Source organism: Streptomyces cinereospinus, from assembly GCF_042430725.1.
Taxonomy (GTDB): Bacteria; Actinomycetota; Actinomycetes; order Streptomycetales; family Streptomycetaceae; genus Streptomyces; species Streptomyces cinereospinus.
In genome coordinates, this window is sequence record NZ_JBHMCY010000042.1 from 26070 (window position 1) to 47970 (window position 21901).

A 21901-nucleotide genomic window follows, 5' to 3' on the forward strand; every position below is an offset into this window, starting at 1 on the left:
GAGCATGAGCAATCCGTTCGACGACCCCGAGGGCGTCTTCCTGGTGCTGGTCAACGACGAGAACCAGCACAGTCTCTGGCCGGACTTCGTCGACGTGCCGGCCGGCTGGCGGGTGGTGCACGGCCCGGCCGCCCGGCAGTCCTGCCTGGACTACGTCGAGACGCACTGGACCGACATGCGGCCGCGCAGCCTGGCCGAGGCCATGGACGGCTGACACCGGCCGGGCGCGCACCGGACGGCCGGCACCGGCGGCCGGGGGCCCCGGCCGCGAGCACTCCTCGCGGCCGGGGCCCCGGTCCGTGGCGGCGTCAGGAGGCGGGCTGCTCCACCGTCGTGCCGGCCTTGCCGTCGACGGCGGCCGCGAGCTGCGGCACCAGCCGGTCCACCACGTACCGCAGGCTGAGGACGGTGCCCATGGACAGCGCGTTGCCGTAGTCGCTGGTCTCGTTGACGTAGACCTCGCGCCCCTCCGCGACCACCTTCAGGTCCTTGTACGAGGGGTCCTCGTGGAGCTTGGCGGCGTCCTCGGTCACGTCCGCGACCTGCCACACGACGGCGTCCTGGTCGAGCAGGTCGGTGCGCTCCTTGCTGATGTTCGCGCCGAACTGGTCCCCGATCTCCTTGTCCAGGTCCGGCGGCAGGGAGAACCCGAGGTCGGTGAGCAGATGCGACCGAGGGTCCTGACTGCCGAAGACGAACATGCCCTCGTACGGCGTGGCCATCACCGCCGTCCTGCCCCGGAACTCGGGGTGCTCCTCGACGGCCGCGGTGATCCTGCCCTCGGTCTCCTCGACCGCCGCGGCCGCCTCCTCCGGCTTGCCGAGCGCCTTGCCGATGGTCTCGGTCTGCTCCTGCCACGGCACGCCGTAGTCGTTGTACTGCTTCGGCTGGGCGACCACGGGGGCGAACTTGGACAGTGACGCGTACTGCTCCTCGGTGAGCCCGCCGTAGACCGCGAGGATCAGGTCCGGCCTGAGGGCGGCGATCTTCTCCACCTGCGGGCCGGTGCCGGTGTCCGTGAGCACGGTGGGTGCCTCGGCGCCGCCCAGCCGGTCCGCGGCCCAGGGGCCGACCGCGCCCTTGTAGCCGCCCAGCCATTCGGTGGTGCCGACCGGGACCTCGCCGAGTGCGAGGACCGCGTCCTGGTCGGTGAGGCCGACCGTGACGATCCGCCGGGGCTCGGACTCGATGGTCGTACTGCCGTACTTGTGCGCGACGGTGACCGGGAAGGCGGACGAGCCGGAGGCGTCCGCCTGCGCGCCCGCACCCGTGTCGTCGGATCCGGAGTCGTCACCGCCGCAGGCCGTGGCCGTGACGAGGAGCAGGGCTGAGGTGAGCGTGGCGGCGAGCTGTGGTGCTCTGCGGGAGCGGAACATCGGTGGTCCTTTGTTCTTCGATTCCAGTGGAGCGGGGCGGTGCGGGGGTGGATCCCGGAAGTGCGTCCGTGCGTGGGGGTCCGGGACGGGGGTCAGGGGGTGGTGTCGCGGGTGGCCGACCACGCCTGCCAGATGGCCGCGTAGCGGCCCCCGGCGGCGCGGAGTTCGTCGTGCGTGCCGGTCTCGACGACGCGTCCCGCCTCCAGGACGACGACGCGGTCGGCGGTCGCCGCCTGGCTGAGCCGATGGGCGACGATCAGCGCGGTGCGGCCGTCCACCGCCCGCGCGACCGCCTTCTCCAGGGTGCGCGCTCCGGCGCTGCCCGCCTCGGCGGTGGCCTCGTCCAGGATCACCAGGGGAGGGTCGGCGAGGATCAGCCGGGCGAGCGCCAGCGCCTGCGTCTGCGCGCCGCTCAGCTTGTGGCCGCCGTCGCCGACGACGGTGGCGAGGCCGTCGGGCAGTGCCTCGGCCCAGGCGAGGGCGTCGACGCGGTCCAGGGCCGCGCGCAGTTCGTCGTCGGTGGCACCGGGCCCGGCCAGGCGGAGGTCGTCGGCGAGGGGGCCCGCGAACACATGGGTCTCCTGGGTGATCAGGGCGACCGTGCGGGTGGCGGCCGCGCCGAGGCCGGCCGGCGGCACCCCGCCGACCAGGACCGTGCCGGTGGTGGGCGGCTGGATGCCCGCGACGAGCCGGGCGAGCGTGGTCTTGCCGGCGCCGCTGGCACCGACGAGCGCCACCCGCTCGCCCCGGCGGATCGTCAGGTCGACGTCGTGCAGGACCGGATGCCCGGGGCGGTAGGCGTGACCGAGGCCGCGCACGGTGACGTCGACACCGGCCGGCCGGACCGGAGGCGTCCGCTCCGGGGGCGGTGGCCGGTCGGTGACCCCCACGAGCCGCGACAGGCCCGCCGTGGCCGACTGGGCGTCGTCGAGGAGCACGAGGGCGGCGTTGACCGGGGTGAACAGGCTGTGGAAGTACAGGGCGGCGGCGGTCGCCGTGCCGATCGACGCCTCGCCCCGGCGGACCAGCCAGTAGCCGGTGAACAGCACCGCGGCGAGGCCGATGTACTCGGCGACGTGCAGGCGGCTGTAGAAGCCCAGCACGAGTTCGACTCCGCGCATCGTCAGCGCCACCACGGACCGGGACCGCTCCGCGACCCGCTCGGTGTGCTCCTTCTCCAGCCGGAACGCGCGCACCGTGGAGCTGCCCGCGACGGTGTCGAGCAGTTGCTGCTGCTGGGCGCCGGCGGCCCTGCGCTGCTCGGCGTAGAGCGGCACGGCACGGGCGACGTACCAGCGGGCGGTGGCCGCCTGGACGGGCACCGCGAGCAGTGCGGCCAGCAGGAATCGCCAGTCCAGCACCGCCAGGGCGGCCAGCGTCAGGACGATGGTCAGCAGCGAACGGGCCAGCTCCGGCAGGGCGTTGCGGACGGCCTCCGCGATCAGCGAGACGTCGGCGGTGACCCGGGCGGTCAGGTCGCCGGCGCCGGCCCGCTCGACCCGCTCCAGCGGCAGCCCCAGCGCCCGCTCGACGAACCGCTCGCGCAACCGGGCCAGGGTCGTCTCACCGAGCCGGGAGATCAGGGACAGGCCGAACCCGGCGGTGACGCCCTGCGCCACCGCGACCGCCAGGAGCAGCGCCGCGGTGGTGGTGACGGCGTCGACGGAGCCGCGGCCGGCGGCCAGGTCGACGATCCGGCCCAGCAGCGGCTGCACGAGCAGTCCGACGGCGGTGGAGGCGACCATGACGGCGAACGCGGTGACGGCCGACGCCCGCTGCGGCCGCAGCAGTTCGGCGACGGCGGCGCGGGTGCGGGCGGGCGTGGCGACGGGCAGCAGGGGCGATCCGGGCCAGGCGGCCGCCGTCGCCGGGGAGCCGCTGCCGTCCCGGGAGCCGGCCGGACCGCCGGTGTCCGCCGCGGCGGTCCCCGCGGCGTCCGTCGCGCCGTCTGCCGTGGCGTCCGTCGTCATGGGGTGCTCGGTCATGTGAGGACCGCCGTCCGGTAGGCGGCGCGGTCGTGGACGAGTCGCGCGTGGGTGCCGGTCGCGGTGACCCTGCCGCCCTCGACGAGGACGACCCGGTCGGTCACGGCGAGCAGCGCGGGGCTGTTGGTCACCAGGACGGTGGTGCGGCCGGCGCGGACGTCGCGGATCCCGGCGGCGATGCCCGCCTCCGTGACCGCGTCGACGGCGGTGGTCGGCTCGTGGAGCACGAGCACCGGCGCGTCGGCGGCCAGCGCCCGGGCGAGGGCCACCCGCTGCCGCTGGCCCCCCGAGAGCGAGCGGCCGCGCGCGGTGACGGCCGTGGCCGTGCCGTCGGGCAGGGCACGCACGACCTCGTCGGTGCGGGACGCGGTGATCGCGGCGGTGACGCGGGCGGCGGTGGCGGCGCCGGCCGCGGCGGTGACGTTGTCGAGGAGTGTGCCCTCGAACAGGTCGGCGTCGTGCTCGGCGACGAGGATCGCGGCCCGCACCTCCGCGAGGCTCAGGGCGGGCAGCTCCGTCCCGTCCAGTGCCACGGTGCCGCCCTCCGGGTCGGCGTGCCGGCCCAGACAGCGCAGCAGGGCCGACGCGTCGGCGGGGTCGGCGGTGACCACGCCCACCGTCTCGCCGGGGGCGACGTCGAGGTCCACCCCGCGCAGGGAGCCGTACGTGAGGCCGCGCAGCCGCAGTCCGCCCCGGACCGGTCGGGGCGGGGAGCCGCCGGCGGGCGGCCCGGGCGGCACCGCCCGGCCGGCGCCGAGCACTTCGGCGATCCGCGCGGCGGACGCCCGGCCCTGCGCCAGCTCCGCGTTGACCCAGGAGAACTCGGAGAGCGGGCCGATGAGGAACAGCGCCAGCGCGACGGACGAGACCAGCTCGCCGAGCGTGATGTCACCGCGCGCGGTGAGCCGCCCGCCGACCAGCGCCACCAGTGCGAGGAAGGCCCCGGTGAGCAGGGTGACGACACCGTTCTGCCAGGCCCCGGCACGGGTCGCGCGCAGGGTGGCGGCCAGTGACTCCTGGCTGGTGCGGCGGTAGCGGGCGACGGCCGCCGGTTCGGCGCCGATGCCCTTGAGCACGCGCAGCCCGGCCACGAGGTCCGCGGCTACGCCCGAGGCACGCGCCGCGCGGTCCTGTTCGGTCTCGCTGCGCCGCTCCAGGGGTTTGCTCAGCAGGTGCACCAGCCACAGCAGCAGCGGGGTGCCGAGCAGGACGAGCAGGCCGAGGGTGAGGGACGTGCGCAGCAGCACGACGGCGGCGACCGCCAGGCCGGTCGCCGACGCGATCGCGGCGACGAGCGCCATGGTGACGGCGCCGACCCGCCGGGCGTCCTCCGTGGCGGTGCTGGCCAGTTCCCCGGGCAGCCGGCCGTCCTCCGCGCCGCCCTCCGGGGCGAGGACCCGGGCGACCAGTTCGGTCCTGAGGCGGTGCGCGGCGGTCACGGACGCGCGTTCACCGGCTCGCGCGCTGCACCGGAAACTGAACGAGAGCCCCGCGTAGACGACGGCCAGGACGCCGAGCCAGCGCAGCAGGCCGCCCGGGTCCGCCGCCACGACGCCGCGTTCGACGGCCAGTCCGATGAGCACCGGCACCAGGGCCTCGCCCGTCTGATGACCCATTCCCAGGACGGCCCCGAGGGCGAGGTCACGGCGCTGCCCGCCGACCGCACGCCACAGGAGGCTCCGCCCCGGCAGGCCCGCTCTTCTCACGCATCCCTCCGGAGGGGGGTTCACAGCGCCCGGACACCGTGCACAACTTAGGTAAGGCTAATCAAAACTGCCCCTCGCGGCTACCCCCTTGGGGACACGGCGGCGCGTCGGCCACCCGGACCAGCTGGTACCGGTGTTCGTACGTCGAACTGCCGCGCCGTTCGGGCCGTTCGGGCCGTTCGGGCCGTTCCGGCCGTTCGGTCCGGCCGCGCCGGTCCCGGAGGATCAGCGCGTCCCCACCGGCCGCTCCTCGCGCAGCCGGTACAGGGCCGCGCGGGACGCCCCGGCGGGCGCCGCCGCGGAGGCGTGCTGGGCGCCCGCGGGGATCGCCCGGACCGCCACGAGCAGCGCGGCGGCGCCCGCCGGCCTCGGCCGTCCGGGCCGGCGTCTCCTCACGGGGGCTCGGGCCGTGCCCCAGGGCGGCCCGCAGCGCGCCGTCGAGCCCTCGTCGCGGGCCGGCGAACCATCGGCCCGCGCCGTCAACTCGCGCCCGGGGCACGCCGTTCCGCCACCGGCAGTCTCCTTACGAGGCCGGCCCTCGTAGGGTTGTGCCGTGGACGGCTCGTCCCTGTCGCGGGTCCGCCGCCGGGCTCAGGCCAGAACCATCCATCGTCGGCCGTCGATGAGTTCTCGTGCGGCGTCGAGATGCCCGGCGTGGCATGCGGTCTCGGTGATGACGTGCAGCAGGACGTCCCGAACGGTGTGCAGGTGCGGTTCGCCGAAGAGGTGGTGGGGCCACCAGGCCAGAGGGGCGTCCGCGTCCGCAGCGGCGACGGCGGTGTGCGCGAGGTCCGTCTCCGTGCGGTATCTATCGAGTACCTCGGTATGCGGTACGCCGGGGGCGACCTGCCAGGCGTCGTCGATGTCATCGAGGGCTTCGATGACGGCGGGGTCGCCGGTGATGACGGCACGGAACCAGAACCGCTCGACGTCGAGCGCGAGGTGCTGGACGAGCCCCAGGCAGCTCCATCGGGACGGCAGCACGGGCCGCCGCAGGGCCTCCGCGTCCAGCCCGTCGAGTATGCCGAGGACATGACGGCGCTGTGTGTTCAGAACGGACAGGAGGACCTGAATCTCGGCGTCCGCAGTCGTGGACGCGGTCGCGGTCACTGTGCGATCTCCCAGATGTGGCCGCCCGGATCCCTGAAGCTGGCCGTTCGTATCCCCCAGGGCCGGTCCATCGGGCCGTTCAGCAGCGTCACGCCGCGGGTGGTCAGCTCCTTGCACATCGCGTCCACGTCGTCCACGGGGAGGGTGAGCTGAAGGCGGGAGCCGGCGTCCGGGTCGGCGACGCGCGCGGGGTGGATCAGTTCATGTGCCGCGGTGGACCGCAGCAGGTTGATGAAGGTGTTCCCGAAGCCGAACACGGCCGAGCTGTCGTCCTCGTAGGTCACCGGCAGGCGGAACACGTCACGGTAGAACCGCTTCGTGGCCTCCAGGTCCTCTACGAACAGGGTGATGGCACTGATCTTTCCGGGCCACTTGGTTTCGCTTGTCGTCTGGGTCACGGCCACGAAGGATCTACCAGTGACCGCCCTCCTGCATAGGCGGCAGCCGGTGTCTCCTCGCGCGCAGGCCGGGGCCTGTCCTGTGAGGGACCGGTGGTACGGGCGGGCGACGCCGGGCATGGCGTGGCGGACGCCGTCGCCTTACGGGCGGCAGCCGCGGAGGGTCTTCCAGGTCTTCGTGCGGGCGAACCCCTGCTCGAACGGCACCACGGGGGTGCAGACACCGAGGGGTGTGCACGACACCGCGACGGGCCGCCTTCCGCGGCGGGGTGCCGTCGGCGCACTAGCCTGCGGGCATGGGACTCGGCCTGCTGTTCGCGCTGTGCGCCGCCGTCTTCATGGGAACGGCGACCGTGTTCCAGGCGCTCGGCGCGCGCCGCGTGGCGCCCGGAGGCGCCGGGGCGGCGGTGCGGGCCGCCTGGCAGTGGCCGTTCGTCGCGGGCGTCGCCCTCGACACCGCGGGCTTCGGCGCCGAACTGCTCTCCCTGCGCTCCGTGCCGCTCTTCCTGGTCGAGGCGGCGGTCGCCGGGGCGCTCGCGGTCACCGCGCTCGTCTCGGCGGTCGTGCTGCGCGTCCGGCTGCGACGGGCGGAGTGGGCCGCCGTCGCCGCGGTGTGCGGCGGGCTCGCTCTGATGGCGGTCGCGGCGGGCCGGGAGACCGGCGGGGACGGCGACGCCAGGATGCGGCTCGCGGTCCTGGTGGGGTCGGTCGGACTCGCCCTGGCCAGCCGGGCGCTGAGCCCGCGCCTGGGGGACATCCGCCACCGCGCGGCCGTACTGGGCGCCGTCGCGGGGGTCAGCTTCGGCGTGGTGGCCGTCGCGGCGCGGCTGCTGGCGGGCCTGTCCCTGCCCGGCCTGCTGGTCGATCCGGCCGTGTACGCCGTGATCGTTTCGGGGATCACCGGCTATCTGCTGCTGATCGAGGCGCTGCAGTCCGGGTCGGTCACCTCCGCCACCGCGGCGATGGTCACCGGAGAGACCGTCTGGCCCGCGCTGTTCGGCGTCGTCTGGCTGGGGGACACCACCCGCCACGGCCTCGCGCCGGTGGCGGTGGCCGGGTTCGCGGCGTCCATCGCGGGCGCCCTCGTGCTGGCCCGCTTCGGCGAGGCGGAGGACCGGACGCCCTAGGGGGTGTCTCGCCGGTCGGGCCGGATCAGGGGGGCGGCCGGGCGCGGCGAGCCCGGCATGATCGGCGAGACACCCCCTGGGGGCGCCCGAGGCCCGTGCTCACCGCGACGCCGCGGATCCGACTCCGCGCGCGTCTGCGATGATGGGCGCGGAACGGGCGACTCCTCGACGTCACCGGGGCGGATCCCGCCGGGGAGGAGGGACCTGTGGCCATGTCCGCCGGGGCGTCCCGGGGCGGTTCGGTGCCGTGCCGGGTCGTCGTGTGCCGTGACTGCCGCTGCGGCAGTCGGAAGGTGACCGGTGTCGACCACGCCGAACAGACCGCGCGTCTCGCGAGGGACGCCCCCGTCCGGATCACCGGCTGCCTCGACGTGTGCGACCAGGCGAACGTGATCGTCGTACAGCCCTCGGCCGAGGGGCGTGCCGCCGGTGGCCGGCCCGTCTGGCTCGGCCTGGTCAACGATTCCGCCGCGACCGAGGACGTCGCCGCCTGGGTACGGGCGGGCGGCCCGGGCCTCGCGGCGCTGCCGGACATCCTGGACCTCTACGTCTTCACCCCGCGGCGACGGACCCGGACTCCGCGCGGCGTCTGACCGCCGTGCGCGGTGCGGGCCGGGTCCCGGGTGCGGCGGCCGGTGGCCAGCGCCCGGTCGACGGCCGGGCCCGGCGCGGCGGGCCAGGCTGGTGAAGCCGTCGCCGGCGAGCGAGGAGCGCAGCGGGGAGCAGCCAGTCCCGGCAGCCGGTCCGGCTCCGGGCGGATCTCGAACTCGTCGTCGGAGGCGTGGACCACGACCCGCCCGAGAACGTCGGCCCACCACTGCCCCAAGGCCGCCGGGTCCACCGAGTGGACGGTCACCTGTTCCCGTTCCCAGGTCGTCCGCCGAGCCGGGACGGGCAGGGCGGCCGCCAACAGGAAACACGCTGGCGAGCGGTACCTGTTCATCGCGTGGAGCCCGGCTGCGGCGCCGTCGCCCACCGCCCCGCCCGGTACCCGCTGATGACGTACGCGGCCTCGTCGTCCAGGGCGTTCCGCTCCCAGTCCAGGGTGATGCGCACCGGGTGCCCGTCGGCCGCGTACTCGGCCTCCGCCGTGTCCGCCCCGTCCCGCCGGGCCTGTGCCAGCTCCGCCAGCAGCTCCCCGAGGGTGGGCACCGCCCCGGGGTTGTGCCGGGCCACGCGCCGCCCGCTGACGTCCAGGCCGGCCGCCGCCGTCACCGCGCCGTCGGTGACGGTCACCCGGAACGTCCCGATCAGCGGCCGCTCCCCTTGGGCCGACCGGAGGGTGTAGGTGTACGAGGAGGGTTCGTGCCACTCCGGCGAGGGCCGCGCCGGAGACGTACCGCCCCCGCAGGCGGCCGTCGCGCACATCAGCCCTCCGGTCAGCACGGGCGCGAACACGGTACGGATCCTGAGGCGTGCACGTGTCATGACGGCGAATCCCTTCGGCCCCTCGGACGGTTACCGCTACGACGCCGGCCGGCCGGCGAACGTTCGCCCCGGCCCCGCGCCCTGGCCGCCCGAACGAACCGGACCTTCTCCCACCTGGCGTGGGGGAGTCCCCCGGCACCTGACAGCCGGCCCGTGCCCGGCCGCCGGAGACGCCTGGCGGCCGGGCACGGACGCCCCACGACCGCTCAACGGCTGGACAGCGCACGGCCGTTGACGCCACATAGGCACTGGCCAACCTCTCGGGTGTCCCACGGCGGTCGTGACGACCCGTCAGCAGCGGCGCCACCAGTGCCGTGCCGGCCGACCGCCGGGCCACCCTGGACACGGCCCGGTTCACCCCCGTATCCGCCCGGTACGTCCGCGTCCACTGCCTGGAGCGTGCCACCGGCTGGGGCCACCCGCTGTACGAGGTGGGCGTCCACAGCGGCTGACGGTCACCCCGGCGGCGCCGGGCGGACGCCCGGGTGTCCGCCCCGGGCGGCTGTCCGCCGCCGGCGCCGTCGGGCCCGCGCGGCACAGCCCGCGCGCGGCGGTGGCGCACCGGCGGATCGCGACCCGTGAGCGACGCGCACCAATGTGCTAATAACACGCGCCTTGTGCGAATTTCCGGTCGTCTGATCTGATGCGCCATGCCCGGACAGGTGGATATTTCTACCTGGCGGAAGAGGTGGCGCGGCATGGCGAATTACCCTGGCGCACGGCACCGCCGGGCGTCGGTGTCCCCGAGGGGCTGGGAAGGGGAGAACGGTTGGCAGGGATCACGGTCGCACGATGGCTGGTCCGTTTCCGTGTGCGCAGGACCCGGGGGATCCGGCCCGTGCCACGCACTCCTTCGAGTGACCCGCTGGCCGCTCTGGTGAGGACCGCGCAGCGGCTCGACTACGGCGCCGGCCGCGCGGGGGAGGCACCGGGGGCCGATCGCAGGCTCTAGTGCCGCGGCACTGGCCGGCGTCCTCCGTGGGGGGCGGGCGGGAGGGCGCATAGTCCGCGTCCGCCGGGGTACGCGTCGAGGGTCGCACCGGGGAATCGATCTTGGCCCGGGCGGCCCCCACGACCGCCACGACCAGGGAATCCGCCATGGAGACACCCGCGAACGACCCCACCCCCACCCCGGCCCAGCAGGCGCTGGACGCGCTCGTCGTGAACACCGAGGACGAGTCGGCGCTGGACACCCTCGCGAGCAGCGAGGTGCTGGTCCCCGTCCCGGACGACGCCCTCGACGAGGAGGCCGCCGACCCCATGGCGGTGGCGCTGCCCGTGCTGGAGGAGCCGGACGGGCGCCCGGTGGTGCCCGTGTTCACCTCCGAACTGGAGATGGCCGAGCTGCTGCCGTTCGTCTCCCGCTACCGGCTCGTGCCGCTCGGCGCCCTCGCCTCGCAGTGGCCGTCCGACGAACTGTCCCTCACCATCGACGGCAGCTCCTCGCACGGCCTGACCCTCACCTCGGACGGCGTCCGCACCCTGCTGGCCCGCCCGGAAGGCTGAGCCCGGGCGTTCACCTCGGGTGAACGCCCACGTCGTGCGGGGTTCGCCGGGCCGACGCGCGCCGAGGTCGGCCGGAAATGTGCCCCGCGCCGGGGTGGTCACGCCCCGCGCGATGGGAAGACCCCAGCGGAAGGATCCGCAGCGAACGTCGGGGGTCGTCTTGAGGGTCGTCCTGCTCGGCACCGCGGCCGGTGGCGGCTTCCCGCGGTGGGACTGCGGCTGCGCGCCGTGCGCCGCCGCCCGCGACGGCAAGCTGCCCTCCCGTACCCAGGAGGCGGCCGCCGTCACCGGCAACCAGCGGGACTGGTGGCTGCTCAACGCCTCGCCGGACATCCGGGCCCAGCTCACCGCCGCCTCCGCGCTGTGGCCGCGCCCGGGACCCCTGCCCACCCCGGTGCGGGGCGTGCTGCTCACGGACGCCGAACCGGAGCACGTGACCGGCCTGACCGAGCTGCGCGGAGGGCCGGGGCTGAAGGTGTACGCCGCGCCGCCGGTCCTCGCCGCGCTGGCACCGGCGCGCGACATGGTCGAGCGGTACGCCCCGTGGGAGTGGTACGACAGCCTTCCCGCCGGCGGTTTCGTGCTCTCCGGCGGCCTGGTGGTCACCGCCCATCCCGTCGGCTCCTCGGCGCCGGCGTACCTGCCGCGGCGGGCGGCCGACGCCTGCTGGGTGACGGCGTACCGCATCGAGGACCTGGCCACCGGCGGTGTACTCGTCTACGCGCCCCGGGTGGCCGCCCGGGACGCGGAGCTGGCGGAGCTGGTGGCGGGCGCCGACTGCGCCGTACTCGACGGCGAGCTGGTCGCGACGGCCTCCGCTCCGCCGCCGGCGGCCTCCCCGCCCCTGCCGGGGCCCCGGCGCATCTGCACCCGCCTCGACCACGCGGGCGACCTGCTCGACCCCTCCTCGGGGGCCCGCGCGCAGGCCGCCGAGGCGGGCGTGGAGATCCTCGCGGACGGGGCGGAGTTCGTCCTGTGACGCCCCCGCCCCGCCCCGGGGAACCGGGGCGCCGTCACCCGGTGGTGAGTTCCAGGAGCCGGTCGCCGGCGGTGACGCTGCCCGCGTCGGCGAGGCGGCGCAGCTCGTCCAGGTCGCCCCGCTCGGTGGCCGCCTCGACCAGCTGGTCGGTCGCGGTGCTGCTGCCCCGGTCGGCGAGGCGGCGCAGCTCGGCCAGGTCGCCCCGTTCGGCGGCGAGCTCCACCAGCTCGTCGATCGCGTCGGGGTCGCCGCTGTCGGCCCGCTCCTTCAGTACGGTCAGCGCGGTCGGGTCGGAGTCGGTCATGTTCGGCACCTCTCGTGGTCGGTGGCCCGGTCTGGGCGGCTTTCCCGGGACCTGTCGTCCGTCACGAGCGGGTACCCCGGCGGATGGCCCGCCATCAGGGCGAACCGATCAGCCGTCCAGCATCCGCGCCAGCGCCGCCCGCTGAAGAGGCAGCACCTCGGCGTGCAGGGCGCGGCCCTTGCCGGTCAGGGCGACCCACACGCCCCGCCGGTCCTCGGCACAGACGGTGCGCTCGACCAGGCCGTCCTTCTCCAGGCGGCCGATGAGGCGGGACAGGGCGCTCTGGCTGAGGTGCACCCGGCCGACGAGGTTCTGCACGCGGCAGTGGTCGCCCTCCTCCGGCGCCGCGGTGGCGAGGAGGTCCAGCACCTCGAAGTCGCTCGCACCGAGCCCGTGCGGATGGAGCACGCGGTCGATCTCGCACATCGTGCGCGCGCGCACCGACAGGATGTCCCGCCACCGCTGCTCCAGACCGGTGCCGGTCGTGTTCGCCGCCATGTCCGCACGGTAACACCGATCCCGGCGTCTGTTGAGCGTGCAACTAGTGCATGTGCACCGGTGCGCGCGGCCGCGGCGCCGCGGGACCTCAGCCGGCCCGGTCCCGGGCCGATCAGGGTGCCGTCCGCGTCCGGCACCTCGGCGACCAGCTCGGCCACGACGGCCGGGCGCTGCCGGCGATGGCGTGGTCGGCCACCGCTGAGGGAGCCGGGGCGCGGCGGGGACCGAGCGCGCACCCCGCCGCGCCGGGCCCGGCTCACGGATCACGGAGGCCCGGCCGGGCCTCCGTGATCCGTTCGTTCCTGGCGCTCTTCCTCCCTCGCGCTCTTCCTCCCTCCGCCTGACGTCCGTCCGTTCCGCCGTCCTTGAGCGACACTGAGTCGAAGGATCGTTCGATTTTGGTCAAGTCCGCCGTCTGTGCGGGGTGCGGCGGCTTGCCCGGCGCCCCGGAGAAAAAGCGCCACGGACAGGGCCCGGACGAGGGGGACGCGATGCTGAGGACTCCCGCCCACGACACCCGTCTGCGCATCCTGGAGTGGCTGAAGGATCCGGTCGCCCATTTCCCCCACCGGCGGCACACCGACCTGGTGGCCGACGGGGTCTGCGCCGAGGCCGTCGCCGAGAAGCCCGGCGTCCACCGTTCGGTCGCCCGTACCCACCTCACCCTCCTCGCCGACCTCGGCATGCTGCGCGCCGAGCGCGTCCGGCGCCGCACGTACTACCGCCGCGACGAGGCGCGGATCGCCGAGGTGGCCCGGCTGTTCGAGAAGGGCAGGTAGGGGGCGCGGGGCGCCGCTCGCGAGTGACGGGCGCGCGCGGCGGGGTTACCCTGGCGGCCGGCCGCGTTTCCGCGCGGCGCGGCGGTGGGACCCGCCGTACCCGAACCGCGGCACCGGTGCCGCCAACGGTCCCTGCTCGTGGAACCAGGAGCCCGCCCGCCGGGCCCGGCGAGTAGGAGACGCACGGCCATGACCGCCCCCGACACCGAGAGCACCCCCCTGCACGCGCATCCCCCACGGCACTCGGCCCGGCACGACCGGCTGCCCGTCGTCGCGGCGGTCGCCCTGGGCGGCGCGACCGGCGCCACGGCCCGGTACGCGGCCTCCTTGTGGTGGCCCGCGCAGCCGGCCGGTTTCCCCTGGCCGACCTTCTGGGTCAACGTGGCCGGCTGTGCCGTGATCGGCGCGTTCATGGTGCTGGTCAGCCAGGCGCGGGCCGCCCACCGCCTGGTCCGGCCGTTCTTCGGCACGGGAGTGCTCGGCGGCTTCACCACCTTCTCGACGTACGCGGTCGACGTCCTGCGGCTGGTCGACGCGGGCCACCCGCGCACCGCCCTGGCCTGCCTGGCCGCGACCGTCCTGGCGGCGCTCGGCGCGGTGTGGGGCGGGGCGGCGGCGACCCGCCGTCTCCTGGCGTGGAGGCGGCGATGACCCGGCCGCCCCGCGCCGCCCCGCGCGGGACCGTCCCCGCCGTGCTCGGGAAGTGAGAGGACCTCGTGAACTGGCTTCTCGTGATCGCGGGTGCCATGGTCGGCGCCCCGCTCCGCTACCTCACCGACCGGGCGGTCCGCTCCCGGCACGACTCCGCCTTTCCGTGGGGGACCTTCGCCGTCAACGTGACCGGCTGCGCGGCGCTCGGCCTGCTGACCGGCGCGGCGGCCGCCGGCGCCGCGAGCTCCCCGTGGCAGCTGCTGCTCGGCACCGGCCTGTGCGGGGCCTTCACCACGTACTCGACCTTCTCGTACGAGACCCTGCGGCTGGCCGGGACGGGGGCCGGGCGGCTCGCCGTCCTGAACGTCGTCGGGAGCGTGGGGGCGGGTCTCGGCGCGGCCTTCGCGGGGGTGTCGATCGCCGAGGCCCTGTGGTCGTAGCGACCCCGAGCCCTGTGGTCGTGGGGGCCCGACTCTTGTGGTCGCAGCGGCCCCGGGCCTCGTCGTCGCAGCGGCTCCGCGCGGCCTCAGCCCCCGGCGCGCAGCGGCTCCCCGACACTCCTGAGGTGGCGCAGCGCCTCCCGGTGCGAGGCGAGCAGCCCGGTGCGGTGGTAGGGGACGCCCAGCTCGGCGCAGTAGCGCTCGGTGATGACCTGCGCCCGGGCGAGCGCGGGCGTCGGCATGCTGGGGAAGAGGTGGTGCTCGATCTGGTAGTTGAGCCCGCCCATGAACACGTCGACGAGCGGGCCTCCCGTGACGTCGCGCGAGGTGAGGACCTGCCGGCGCAGGAAGTCCAGCCGCGTCCCCTCCTCGATCATCGGCATCCCCTTGTGGTTCGGGGCGAACACCGAGCCGAGGTAGATCCCGAACAGTCCCTGGTGGACGGCGACGAAGGCCAGCGCCTTGGCGGGGGAGAGGACGGTGAACAGCGCGCCGAAATACACCACGAAATGGACCACGAGCAGTGTGCCCTCCAGGACCGGCCGTTTCATGGACGGTTTCCGCAGTGCCCGGAAACTGCTGAGACTCAGGTTCAGCCCTTCCAGCGCCAGCAGCGGGAAGAAGAGTGCGGACTGGTGCTTGCCGACGAAACGGGGAAGTCCCTTCGCCTTCCGCGCCTGCCGCCGCGACCACACCAGAATGTCGGGGGCGACGTCCGGGTCCTTCCCCTCGTGATTGGGATGCGCGTGGTGCCGGGTGTGCTTGTTCGTCCACCAGCCGTAGCTCATGCCCAGCAGCAGGTCGGCGACCAGCAGACCGCCGGCCTCGCTGGGCCGCCGGCGGGTGAAGACCTGCCGGTGGGCGAGGTCGTGGGCGGCCAGACCGAGCTGGCCGAAGACCACCGCCAGCGCGGCGGCGACGATCAGCTGGCTCCAGCTGTCACCCAGCGCGAGGAACGCTCCGGCGCCGGCCGTGAGGGCCAGGGCCACCGCCGCGAAACGCACCGTGTAGTACCCGGGCCGACGGCGCAGCAGTCCGGCTTCGGTCATGCGGCGGGACAATTCCGCGAAGTCACTTCCCCTTTGTCGGCCGCCCTTTTCACCGGGTGTTTCACCGGGTGTTTCACCGGGTGTTTCGGGGGGAGCTTCGCCGGGTGTCCTGCCGGGTGTTTCGCCAGAGGTTTCATCGGGTGTGGAGCGCGTGACGGGAGCCCCTGTGAGCACCGTGGTATGGGTCATGCGCCTCAGTATGGGAAGGTGCCCGCGGTGGCAGAATGCCGTCCGCCCCCGGAAGGGGGTGTAGGTAGCACCCCCGCAGGAGCGGGGGGTTTCCGCACGTCAGCCCGCTGGGCGGGCCCTCTCGCCGGCCTGCCCGGTCTCCGCCGCCGGCCTCACCCGCTCCGCCGGTCTCCGTCCCCGCTCTCCCACCCCGCCCGTCCGGCCGCCGGCCGGGCCCGGCTTGACAGGTGTCCCGGTCGCTCGGACCGTCACACCCCGACCGTCGAGGACCTCACCGGCCGCGGACGCCCAGGTCACCGTCGACGGCTGCGGCGCCCCCCTGTCCGCCGTCTCCCCGCACGGTCTCGCCCGCGCCGCCGCGCGGATCGTCACCGCCGGGCCCGGCACCCCCGAGGCGCGCGCGTCGCCGACGCGATGCGCGAGCACGCCGAGATGGCCTCCGGGTCGGGCCGGGACGTGGCCGCGCCGACGCGGGCCGTGCCGGGGCTGCTCGCCGAGGACGGCGCCGAGGCAGGTGGCCGCGCGGCCGGACGGGCGGGCGATCGCTGTGAAGATCGCCGACGGCGCGCACCGGGCCCGCGTCCCGGTCGCCGCCGCCGCGCCGGCCCGCGCCGGGGTCGCACCCGACCTGCTCACCGCGTTCGCGGGCGAGCCCGTGCTGGGCGGCGGCCGTCCGGTCGGAGGCGTCGGGCCGGTGCGCCCCCTCGCCGCGCTGCCGCCGGCGTCGTACGCCGGAGCCGGCTCCCGCACGTCCGCGCCGGAGCGACTCGTGCACGTCCGCGCCCGAGCAGCCCCCGTACACGGCGGCACCGGCCGGGGCGTCGCCGAACTCGTGCCGGAGAAAGACCTGGTGCCGACCGTGCGGCTCACCGCGCTGCTGCGCCCGGTGGGGGCGTCGCCGCCCTGGACCGTTGCCCGACGCTCACCGGACGGTCGGTGTTCTGATCACGCGGAGGTCATGCGCAGGCAAACCAACCGAGGGTGGCGCGTAGCTTTCCCGCCACCCGGCGTTGACACGCTGACGGAGTGTTGGCCATGGCTTCCTCCGTCGATCTCCGCCGCTGCCAGTTGCTCGGTCTGGCCGGTACCGCCTTCCTCGCGTTGGGCGGTGAGACGGCCGGAGCCCTCCCGGTCCGGGAACTGCTGTCGCCCTCCTCGGCCGGCGCCGCGCTCGGACTCGTCGGCGTCTACTTCGGCGTCGTGCTGCTGATAGCGGCCTGGGTACTGCTCGGCCGGCTGCTGCGCGGCCCCGAACCCCCCACGCCCCGCTCCCTGCTGCTGGTCCTCGCCGTCTGGGCGGCCCCGCTGCTGCTCGCCCCGCCGCTGTTCAGCCGGGACGTCTACAGCTATCTCGCACAGGGCGCCATGGTCGACGCGCGGATCGACGTGTACGCGTACGGCCCGTCCCGGCTCGGCGGCCCGCTCGCCGAGGAGGTCTCCCCGGTGTGGCAGCACACGGCCGCCCCGTACGGCCCGGTGTTCCTCGCCGCCGCCTCGGCACTGTCCGGGCTGACCCGGGGCGAACTCCCCGCCGGTCTCATGGGCATGCGGCTGCTGGCGCTGCTGGGCGTGGCCCTGATGGCGGCCGCGCTGCCCCGCCTCGCCCGGCACAGCGGCGCCGATCCGGCCGCCGCGCTGTGGCTGGGCGCCCTCAACCCGCTGGTGCTGCTGCACCTGGTGGCCGGCGCGCACAACGACGCCATGATGCTCGGCCTGCTCGGGGTGGGCCTGGTCGCCGCGCTGGGCCGCCGGCCGATCCTCGGCGCGGTCCTCGTCACGCTCGCCGCGCTGGTCAAGGCGCCCGCCGTGCTGGGCCTGGCCGCGATCGTGGTGCTCCAGATGCGGGCCGGCCGCGGCGCCGTGCGGGCGATGCTGACGACCGCCGCCGCGGCGGCCGCCACGACGGTCGCCGCGACCGCCGCCGCCGGCACGGGATACGGCTGGATCGCCGCCCTGAACACCCCCGTCTCGCCGCACAACTGGGCCCTCACCAGCCTGCTCGGCCGCGCCACCGCCGCCCTGCTGGAGCGGCTCGGCAGCGACCTGGCTCCGCTCGCCGTCCCGGTCTGGCACACGATCGGCCTGGTGATCACCGCCGTCGCGCTGCTCTTCATATGGGTGCGGCTGCGCCCGCGCCCGGTGTACGCCCTCGGCCTCAGCCTGGCCGCGGTGGCCGCCTTCGGCCCGGCCATCCGGCCCTGGTACGCGTTGTGGGGGCTGTTCCTCATCGCGGCCGCCGCGCCCACCACCTCGGTGCGGCACCGGGTGGCGGCGGTCACCGGGGTGCTCGCGCTGGGCGTCCTGCCCAGCGGCGGCCCGGCCGACCTCGGGCAGCTGCTGCTGGCCGTCTCCGGCGGCGTGCTCGCCGTGGTCGTGCTGTGGCAGGCCCACCAGGCCGCGCAGGCACCGGTGCTGGGGCGGACGGCATGAGGGCACCCCGCACCGGCCGCGGGCGGCTGCTGCTCGTCGCGGCGCTGGTGGCCGCCGTGACCGTCTTCACCGCTACGGTCCCGCTCCTGCGCGACTGGTTCGACCTGCGGGTCTACCACGGCACCATCCACAGCTGGATCCACGACGGCGGCCGGATCTACGACTACCGGGTGCCGGGCACGATGTACGGCTTCACCTACCCGCCGTTCGCCGCCGTCGCCATGCTGCCCATGGCCCTGGTCGGGATGGGCACCGCGATCGTGCTCGCGCTGCTGCTCAACCTGGCGGCCCTGGCGGTGTCGATGCGGGTGCTGACCGGCCGGGCCTGGCGCCGCCACGGCTGGTACGGCTGTGCCCTGGCGGCCTGCGCCCTCGCCCTGTTCGAGCCGCTGCGCGACACCCTCAGTTTCGGGCAGGTCAACGTCCTGCTGCTGGCCCTGGTCCTGGTGGACGCCTGGCTGCTCGCCACCGGCCGGGGCCGCTGGGCCGGCGTCGGCATCGGCCTCGCGGCGGCCATCAAGCTCACGCCCGCCCTCTTCATCGGCCTGCTGCTGCTCGCCCGGCGCCGGCGGGCCGCGACCGTCGCGACGGGCGTGGCCGCCGCGGCGACGGGGCTGGCGGCCGCGGTGGCGCCGGAGGCGTCGCGCTTCTACTGGACCCACGCCCTGTGGGACACCACCCGGGTGGGCCGGCTGGACTACGTCTCCAACCAGTCGCTGCAGGGTGTCCTGGCCCGGCTCGGCGTGGACAGCCGCGCGGTCTGGGCGGTGTCGGTGCTGCTGGTGCTGGGCGTGTGGGCCTGGCGTGCCCGCCGGGCGGTGGCGGCCGGCGACTGGTACGCCGCGTTCGCCCTGACCGGCCTGACGGCGTGCCTGGTCAGCCCGATCACCTGGGTGCACCACCTGGTCTGGCTGCTGCCGGCCTTCGTGCTGCTGGTCCGCGCCGGGCAGCCCCGCCTCGCGGCCGTGCTGTACGCGGTGCTGTGCACCAGCGTGGTGTGGCTCTGGTTCGACGACGCCTCCGGCGTCGACGGCTTCCTCGGCAGCAACACGTACGCCTGGATCACCCTCGGGCTGCTGCTCGGGACGCCGGCCGGTCAGTCCTCGACGTGGAAGACCCTCAGCCGCAGGACCAGCGTGACGGTCGCCGCGCCCAGACCGGCGGCGACCACGATCACCGCGGTCTCCGGCCAGCCGGTCCCGGGCTCGGGCGCGGCCGCCGCGGCCGCCGGGACGGGCACGGCCCCGGGGCCGGGGCGGGGCCTGCCGCGCAGGGCGTCCAGCGAGCCGACCGGGTCGACCCGGCCGGCCGCGCCGAAGCCCCAGTCCAGCAGCGACCGGGCCTCCTCGTAGACGTCGAACGGCCCGTCCGACTGCGGGTTCATCACCGACACCACCAGGGTGCGCCCGTCGCGCCGGGCGGCGGCGATGAGGGTGTGCCCGGCCTCGCTGGTGTAGCCGTTCTTGACGCCGATCAGGCCCGGGTACCGCGCGACGCCGTCGTCGCCGGTCAGCAGCCGGTTGGTGTTGCGGATGTCGTACTCCCAGCCGTCGCCCGTGGGGAACTTGGCCTCCGGGGTGCCGCAGTACCGGGCGAACTCCGCGTTGCGCAGCCCCTCCCGGCCGAAGACGGCCAGGTCGTACGCCGACGACACCTGCCCCTGCGCGTCGTACCCGTCGGGCGACACGACCCGGGTGTCGCGGGCGCCGAGGGCGCGGGCCTTGGCCTCCATCTGCCGGGCGGTGACGCGCCAGCCGCCGTTGAGCCGCGCCAGCACGCGCACGGCGTCGTTGCCCGAGCTGAGGAACACCCCGCGCCACAGGTCCGCGACGCGGTACGCGTGCCCCTCGCTGACGCCGACCAGGCTGCTGCCCTCGCCGACCTCCGCCAGTTCGCCGTAGGTCACCCGGTGCTGGATGCCGCCGGGCAGCACGGGCAGCACGGTGAGGGCGAACAGGGCCTTGAGGGTGCTGGCGGGCGGCAGCCCGCGGTGCGCGTCCCGCGCGGCGAGCACCTCGCCGGTGCGGGCGTCGGCCACCAGCCACGCCAGGGCGGAGACGTCCGGAACCCCTGGCGTGCCGGGGTGCGGCCGCACCTGGGTGCCGGCGCGGTACAGCACGGCCGGCACCGGTGCCGTCCCGCGGGGCCCGCCCGGCGTTCCGGGGTCGGCCCCGTTCGGGGCGGCCGCCGCGACGGGCGCGAGGGCCAGGGCGCCGGCCAGGCAGAGGCCACTGGTCGACACGGCCACCCGGAAAAAAGATCCGATCGTCATACGATCAACCTAGGAAGGGGTCGGTCTCGACGCTCGCCGTCTGGGCCGAGCGGGCCGCGCGTACACCCGGATGCCGCACGGGCACCGTGTGTCCCACGCGGCGCGCGCCGCCCTGCGGGCGACGGCGGGAAGGCCCGGCCGGCCGGCGCACCCCAAGTACGGCGGTTTTGTCATACCGGGTGGCCATGCCGCGGAAGCCCTTGATCCGGTTGAAGCAGCGTTCGATTCCAGCGCGCGGCTCACCAAGTCCCGCCGGAGCACGGTCCGATCGGCCTCGGATCCAGTCCTGCCGACCGGACACGGGCGGTCGGTGACGGCTTCGACAGGGCGCGTGGCGGAGGGCGCGAGGTCGGTTCGCCGACGGGAGGGCGTGTTCGCCGGGCGTGCCGATGCCCGGCGTGCACGCGTCCCGGTGATGCCATAGGCCGATCGGGAGCACCCGCTCGTCCGGCGCGGTGTCGACGTGGGGGCACGGGGCACGGGATGATCGCAACGCGTGGGTGCGCCGACGGGGCGAGCCGGGCGCGGGGGACGACGGAAGGCCGAGGATGGCGGAGCGACGGTTACCGGACACGGAGACGATCGCGGCGGTGCTCGCCGCGCGGCCGGGCGCGGCCGGAGCCCCGCGGGTGCGCCATGTGCGGGACCTCTCCCCCGGGCTGGGGCAGTCCGCGGTGCTCGGCGTGACCGCCGAGCCCGGCGGGGCGGCGGAGCCGGAGCGGTGGATCGTCAAGATCCCCGGGTTCGGTCACCGTTCGGGCCTCGACTCCCGGGACCCGTCGCTGGAGCACCGCGAGGCGCTCTTCCTCGGCGGCGCCCCGGGCTGCTGCCGCCCGGCATCGGCGTGCCCGCCGACACCGCCGTCGTCCAGCACGACGGCGCCGTGTGGATCGTGATGCGGGACGTGGGCGCCGCGCTGCGCCGCCGGTGGACGCCGCCCGCCGCGCTCGCGGCGGCGCGGCACCTGGCCTCGCTGTACACGCTGGGGGCGGCTCCCGGCGTACTGGAGACGCGGTGGCTGGAGCACGACGGGGGATCGGCCTACGCCCACCACGCCACGGCGGGGCACGGCAACCTCGACGGCCTGGCGGGCGACACCCGGCCGGCCGGCGTCTTCACCTCCGGGCAGGTCGCCGCCCTGCACACCGCCCTCGACTCCGCCGACGCGGTCGCCGCCCTGGCGCGCCGGCTGCCCCAGACCCTGGTGCACGGCGACTTCCACTCCCGCAACGCGGGCATGGCCGAGGACGGGACGCTGACGCTGATCGACTGGGAACACGTGGGCGCCGGCCCGATCGGCTACGACCTGGGCACCTTCGCGTCGCTCTACCGGGTCTTCGGCGGTGCGGGGGACCTCGACGAGACCGAGTTGCTGCGGACGTACAGCGCCGCCCTCGGCCGCAGCACCGGTACCGATGTCACCGACGAAGCCGCCCTGGGATTCGCCACCGTCCACCTCACCTGGGGTCTGCACCTGCGGCTGGGGCCCGGCCTCACCGCGGTCCGGGAAGGATTCCACGGGGACCGGCCGCAGGACATCGCCCCCCATGTGGACGACATCCGGACCGGCTGCCTGCGCGCCCTGTTCTGGGCCCCCGCGGTCCAGGCGGCCATGTCTGGCCGCTGACCCTGACCACGCCCCGCCGTCCGGGCCGATCTGCATCCTGCGTCTCG

General features: G+C 75.4%; 23 protein-coding genes and 3 pseudogenes. 14 read left to right on the plus strand and 12 right to left on the minus strand.

All coding sequences use genetic code 11. From position 1 onward, the window contains the following. Positions 1 to 4: 4 nt before the first annotated feature. Positions 5 to 214 carry an MbtH family protein gene (locus tag ACFF45_RS21555; RefSeq protein WP_381348065.1) on the plus strand — a complete coding sequence of 70 codons (210 nt, stop codon included), beginning with the start codon at positions 5 to 7 and terminating at the stop codon, positions 212 to 214. Between the two features lie 94 nt (positions 215 to 308). Here ACFF45_RS21555 and ACFF45_RS21560 read toward each other — a convergent pair whose 3' ends face one another. The 6 genes from ACFF45_RS21560 to ACFF45_RS21585 form a co-directional block, all read right to left on the minus strand. Further along, positions 309 to 1376: an iron-siderophore ABC transporter substrate-binding protein gene (locus tag ACFF45_RS21560; protein WP_381348066.1), complete on the minus strand. Its 1068-nt coding sequence runs from the start codon at positions 1374 to 1376 to the stop codon at positions 309 to 311. Between the two features lie 92 nt (positions 1377 to 1468). Further along, entirely contained in the window at positions 1469 to 3361 is a 1893-nt protein-coding gene (locus ACFF45_RS21565; protein WP_381348067.1) for an ABC transporter ATP-binding protein, read from the minus strand. Further along, positions 3358 to 5067 carry an ABC transporter ATP-binding protein gene (locus ACFF45_RS21570; RefSeq protein ID WP_381348068.1) on the minus strand — a complete coding sequence of 570 codons (1710 nt, stop codon included), beginning with the start codon at positions 5065 to 5067 and terminating at the stop codon, positions 3358 to 3360. The genes ACFF45_RS21565 and ACFF45_RS21570 overlap by 4 nt, the downstream gene beginning before the upstream one ends. A 225-nt stretch (positions 5068 to 5292) precedes the next feature. Continuing rightward, entirely contained in the window at positions 5293 to 5463 is a 171-nt protein-coding gene (locus ACFF45_RS21575) for a hypothetical protein (RefSeq protein WP_381348069.1), read from the minus strand. Between the two features lie 195 nt (positions 5464 to 5658). Then, positions 5659 to 6177, minus strand: coding sequence for a mycothiol transferase (locus ACFF45_RS21580; RefSeq protein ID WP_381348070.1), 519 nt, complete (start codon positions 6175 to 6177; stop codon positions 5659 to 5661). Then, positions 6174 to 6575: a VOC family protein gene (locus ACFF45_RS21585; RefSeq protein WP_381348071.1), complete on the minus strand. Its 402-nt coding sequence runs from the start codon at positions 6573 to 6575 to the stop codon at positions 6174 to 6176. The genes ACFF45_RS21580 and ACFF45_RS21585 overlap by 4 nt, the downstream gene beginning before the upstream one ends. A gap of 296 nt (positions 6576 to 6871) precedes the next feature. Here ACFF45_RS21585 and ACFF45_RS21590 point away from each other — a divergent pair, with 296 nt between their 5' ends. Then, on the plus strand, positions 6872 to 7702 hold the full coding sequence (locus tag ACFF45_RS21590) for a DMT family transporter (RefSeq protein WP_381348072.1): 831 nt from the start codon (positions 6872 to 6874) through the stop codon (positions 7700 to 7702). A 212-nt stretch (positions 7703 to 7914) separates the two neighbouring features. Next, positions 7915 to 8295: a (2Fe-2S) ferredoxin domain-containing protein gene (locus ACFF45_RS21595; protein ID WP_381348096.1), complete on the plus strand. Its 381-nt coding sequence runs from the start codon at positions 7915 to 7917 to the stop codon at positions 8293 to 8295. 134 nt (positions 8296 to 8429) lie between these two features. Here ACFF45_RS21595 and ACFF45_RS21600 read toward each other — a convergent pair. Both ACFF45_RS21600 and ACFF45_RS21605 read right to left on the minus strand, forming a co-directional pair. Beyond that, a pseudogene (locus ACFF45_RS21600) lies at positions 8430 to 8558 on the minus strand (VOC family protein); the annotation flags it as partial. 83 nt (positions 8559 to 8641) lie between these two features. Beyond that, positions 8642 to 9130, minus strand: coding sequence for a DUF6174 domain-containing protein (locus tag ACFF45_RS21605; RefSeq protein ID WP_381348073.1), 489 nt, complete (start codon positions 9128 to 9130; stop codon positions 8642 to 8644). 314 nt (positions 9131 to 9444) lie between these two features. Here ACFF45_RS21605 and ACFF45_RS21610 point away from each other — a divergent pair, with 314 nt between their 5' ends. From ACFF45_RS21610 to ACFF45_RS21620, 3 genes are all read left to right on the plus strand, one after another. After that, the gene (locus ACFF45_RS21610) at positions 9445 to 9582 is read left to right on the plus strand and encodes a hypothetical protein (RefSeq protein ID WP_381348074.1); all 138 of its coding nucleotides are present in this window, start codon (positions 9445 to 9447) and stop codon (positions 9580 to 9582) included. A 646-nt stretch (positions 9583 to 10228) separates the two neighbouring features. Continuing rightward, entirely contained in the window at positions 10229 to 10636 is a 408-nt protein-coding gene (locus tag ACFF45_RS21615) for an SseB family protein (protein WP_381348075.1), read from the plus strand. A gap of 160 nt (positions 10637 to 10796) precedes the next feature. Continuing rightward, a complete protein-coding gene (locus ACFF45_RS21620; protein ID WP_381348076.1) occupies positions 10797 to 11615 on the plus strand; it encodes an MBL fold metallo-hydrolase in 819 nt (272 codons plus the stop codon). Between the two features lie 34 nt (positions 11616 to 11649). Here the strand turns inward: ACFF45_RS21620 and ACFF45_RS21625 are convergent, their stop codons facing one another. Both ACFF45_RS21625 and ACFF45_RS21630 read right to left on the minus strand, forming a co-directional pair. Beyond that, a complete protein-coding gene (locus ACFF45_RS21625) occupies positions 11650 to 11919 on the minus strand; it encodes a hypothetical protein (protein WP_381348077.1) in 270 nt (89 codons plus the stop codon). A gap of 108 nt (positions 11920 to 12027) precedes the next feature. Then, positions 12028 to 12417: a MarR family winged helix-turn-helix transcriptional regulator gene (locus tag ACFF45_RS21630; RefSeq protein ID WP_381348078.1), complete on the minus strand. Its 390-nt coding sequence runs from the start codon at positions 12415 to 12417 to the stop codon at positions 12028 to 12030. 491 nt (positions 12418 to 12908) lie between these two features. Between ACFF45_RS21630 and ACFF45_RS21635 the strand changes: the two genes are divergently transcribed. The 3 genes from ACFF45_RS21635 to crcB (ACFF45_RS21645) all read left to right on the plus strand — a co-directional run bounded on the left by ACFF45_RS21635 (position 12909) and on the right by crcB (ACFF45_RS21645) (position 14287). Further along, the gene (locus ACFF45_RS21635) at positions 12909 to 13196 is read left to right on the plus strand and encodes an ArsR family transcriptional regulator (protein WP_381348079.1); all 288 of its coding nucleotides are present in this window, start codon (positions 12909 to 12911) and stop codon (positions 13194 to 13196) included. A gap of 189 nt (positions 13197 to 13385) precedes the next feature. After that, positions 13386 to 13847: a fluoride efflux transporter CrcB gene (crcB, locus tag ACFF45_RS21640; protein WP_381348080.1), complete on the plus strand. Its 462-nt coding sequence runs from the start codon at positions 13386 to 13388 to the stop codon at positions 13845 to 13847. Positions 13848 to 13912: 65 nt separating this feature from the next. Beyond that, entirely contained in the window at positions 13913 to 14287 is a 375-nt protein-coding gene (crcB, locus tag ACFF45_RS21645; RefSeq protein ID WP_381348081.1) for a fluoride efflux transporter CrcB, read from the plus strand. Positions 14288 to 14373: 86 nt separating this feature from the next. Here crcB (ACFF45_RS21645) and ACFF45_RS21650 read toward each other — a convergent pair whose 3' ends face one another. Then, positions 14374 to 15525 (minus strand): fatty acid desaturase family protein, encoded by a 1152-nt coding sequence (locus ACFF45_RS21650; RefSeq protein WP_381348082.1) that lies wholly within the window; start codon positions 15523 to 15525, stop codon positions 14374 to 14376. A gap of 261 nt (positions 15526 to 15786) precedes the next feature. Here ACFF45_RS21650 and ACFF45_RS21655 point away from each other — a divergent pair. The 3 genes and pseudogenes from ACFF45_RS21655 to ACFF45_RS21665 all read left to right on the plus strand — a co-directional run. Further along, positions 15787 to 16243, plus strand: a pseudogene (locus ACFF45_RS21655) (asparaginase); the annotation flags it as partial. Between the two features lie 317 nt (positions 16244 to 16560). Next, a complete protein-coding gene (gene mptB / locus ACFF45_RS21660) occupies positions 16561 to 17955 on the plus strand; it encodes a polyprenol phosphomannose-dependent alpha 1,6 mannosyltransferase MptB (protein ID WP_381348083.1) in 1395 nt (464 codons plus the stop codon). Continuing rightward, positions 17952 to 19307 (plus strand): glycosyltransferase family 87 protein, encoded by a 1356-nt coding sequence (locus tag ACFF45_RS21665; protein ID WP_381348084.1) that lies wholly within the window; start codon positions 17952 to 17954, stop codon positions 19305 to 19307. Before mptB ends, ACFF45_RS21665 begins: the two co-directional genes overlap by 4 nt. A 35-nt stretch (positions 19308 to 19342) precedes the next feature. On the opposite strand, the pseudogene ACFF45_RS21670 reads toward ACFF45_RS21665, so the two are convergent. After that, a pseudogene (locus tag ACFF45_RS21670) lies at positions 19343 to 20227 on the minus strand (D-alanyl-D-alanine carboxypeptidase family protein); the annotation flags it as partial. 548 nt (positions 20228 to 20775) lie between these two features. On the opposite strand from ACFF45_RS21670, the gene ACFF45_RS21675 reads away from it, so the two are divergent. Beyond that, positions 20776 to 21123, plus strand: a complete 348-nt coding sequence (locus ACFF45_RS21675) for a hypothetical protein (protein WP_381348085.1) — start codon at positions 20776 to 20778, stop codon at positions 21121 to 21123. Beyond that, positions 21072 to 21854 (plus strand): phosphotransferase, encoded by a 783-nt coding sequence (locus tag ACFF45_RS21680; protein WP_381348086.1) that lies wholly within the window; start codon positions 21072 to 21074, stop codon positions 21852 to 21854. Before ACFF45_RS21675 ends, ACFF45_RS21680 begins: the two co-directional genes overlap by 52 nt. Positions 21855 to 21901: the final 47 nt, after the last annotated feature.

Bases quoted from the DNA above. Each gene is read 5' to 3' on its own strand.
- ACFF45_RS21650 (WP_381348082.1), bottom strand. From the start codon at position 15,525: ATGACCCATACCACGGTGCTCACAGGGGCTCCCGTCACGCGCTCCACA.
- mptB (WP_381348083.1), top strand. From the start codon at position 16,561: ATGGCTTCCTCCGTCGATCTCCGCCGCTGCCAGTTGCTCGGTCTGGCC.
- ACFF45_RS21595 (WP_381348096.1), top strand. From the start codon at position 7,915: ATGTCCGCCGGGGCGTCCCGGGGCGGTTCGGTGCCGTGCCGGGTCGTC.
- ACFF45_RS21675 (WP_381348085.1), top strand. From the start codon at position 20,776: ATGGCGGAGCGACGGTTACCGGACACGGAGACGATCGCGGCGGTGCTC.
- ACFF45_RS21630 (WP_381348078.1), bottom strand. From the start codon at position 12,417: ATGGCGGCGAACACGACCGGCACCGGTCTGGAGCAGCGGTGGCGGGAC.
- ACFF45_RS21605 (WP_381348073.1), bottom strand. From the start codon at position 9,130: ATGACACGTGCACGCCTCAGGATCCGTACCGTGTTCGCGCCCGTGCTG.
- ACFF45_RS21615 (WP_381348075.1), top strand. From the start codon at position 10,229: ATGGAGACACCCGCGAACGACCCCACCCCCACCCCGGCCCAGCAGGCG.
- ACFF45_RS21635 (WP_381348079.1), top strand. From the start codon at position 12,909: ATGCTGAGGACTCCCGCCCACGACACCCGTCTGCGCATCCTGGAGTGG.
- ACFF45_RS21665 (WP_381348084.1), top strand. From the start codon at position 17,952: ATGAGGGCACCCCGCACCGGCCGCGGGCGGCTGCTGCTCGTCGCGGCG.
- ACFF45_RS21625 (WP_381348077.1), bottom strand. From the start codon at position 11,919: ATGACCGACTCCGACCCGACCGCGCTGACCGTACTGAAGGAGCGGGCC.
- ACFF45_RS21565 (WP_381348067.1), bottom strand. From the start codon at position 3,361: ATGACCGAGCACCCCATGACGACGGACGCCACGGCAGACGGCGCGACG.
- crcB (WP_381348080.1), top strand. From the start codon at position 13,386: ATGACCGCCCCCGACACCGAGAGCACCCCCCTGCACGCGCATCCCCCA.
- ACFF45_RS21590 (WP_381348072.1), top strand. From the start codon at position 6,872: ATGGGACTCGGCCTGCTGTTCGCGCTGTGCGCCGCCGTCTTCATGGGA.
- ACFF45_RS21560 (WP_381348066.1), bottom strand. From the start codon at position 1,376: ATGTTCCGCTCCCGCAGAGCACCACAGCTCGCCGCCACGCTCACCTCA.
- ACFF45_RS21555 (WP_381348065.1), top strand. From the start codon at position 5: ATGAGCAATCCGTTCGACGACCCCGAGGGCGTCTTCCTGGTGCTGGTC.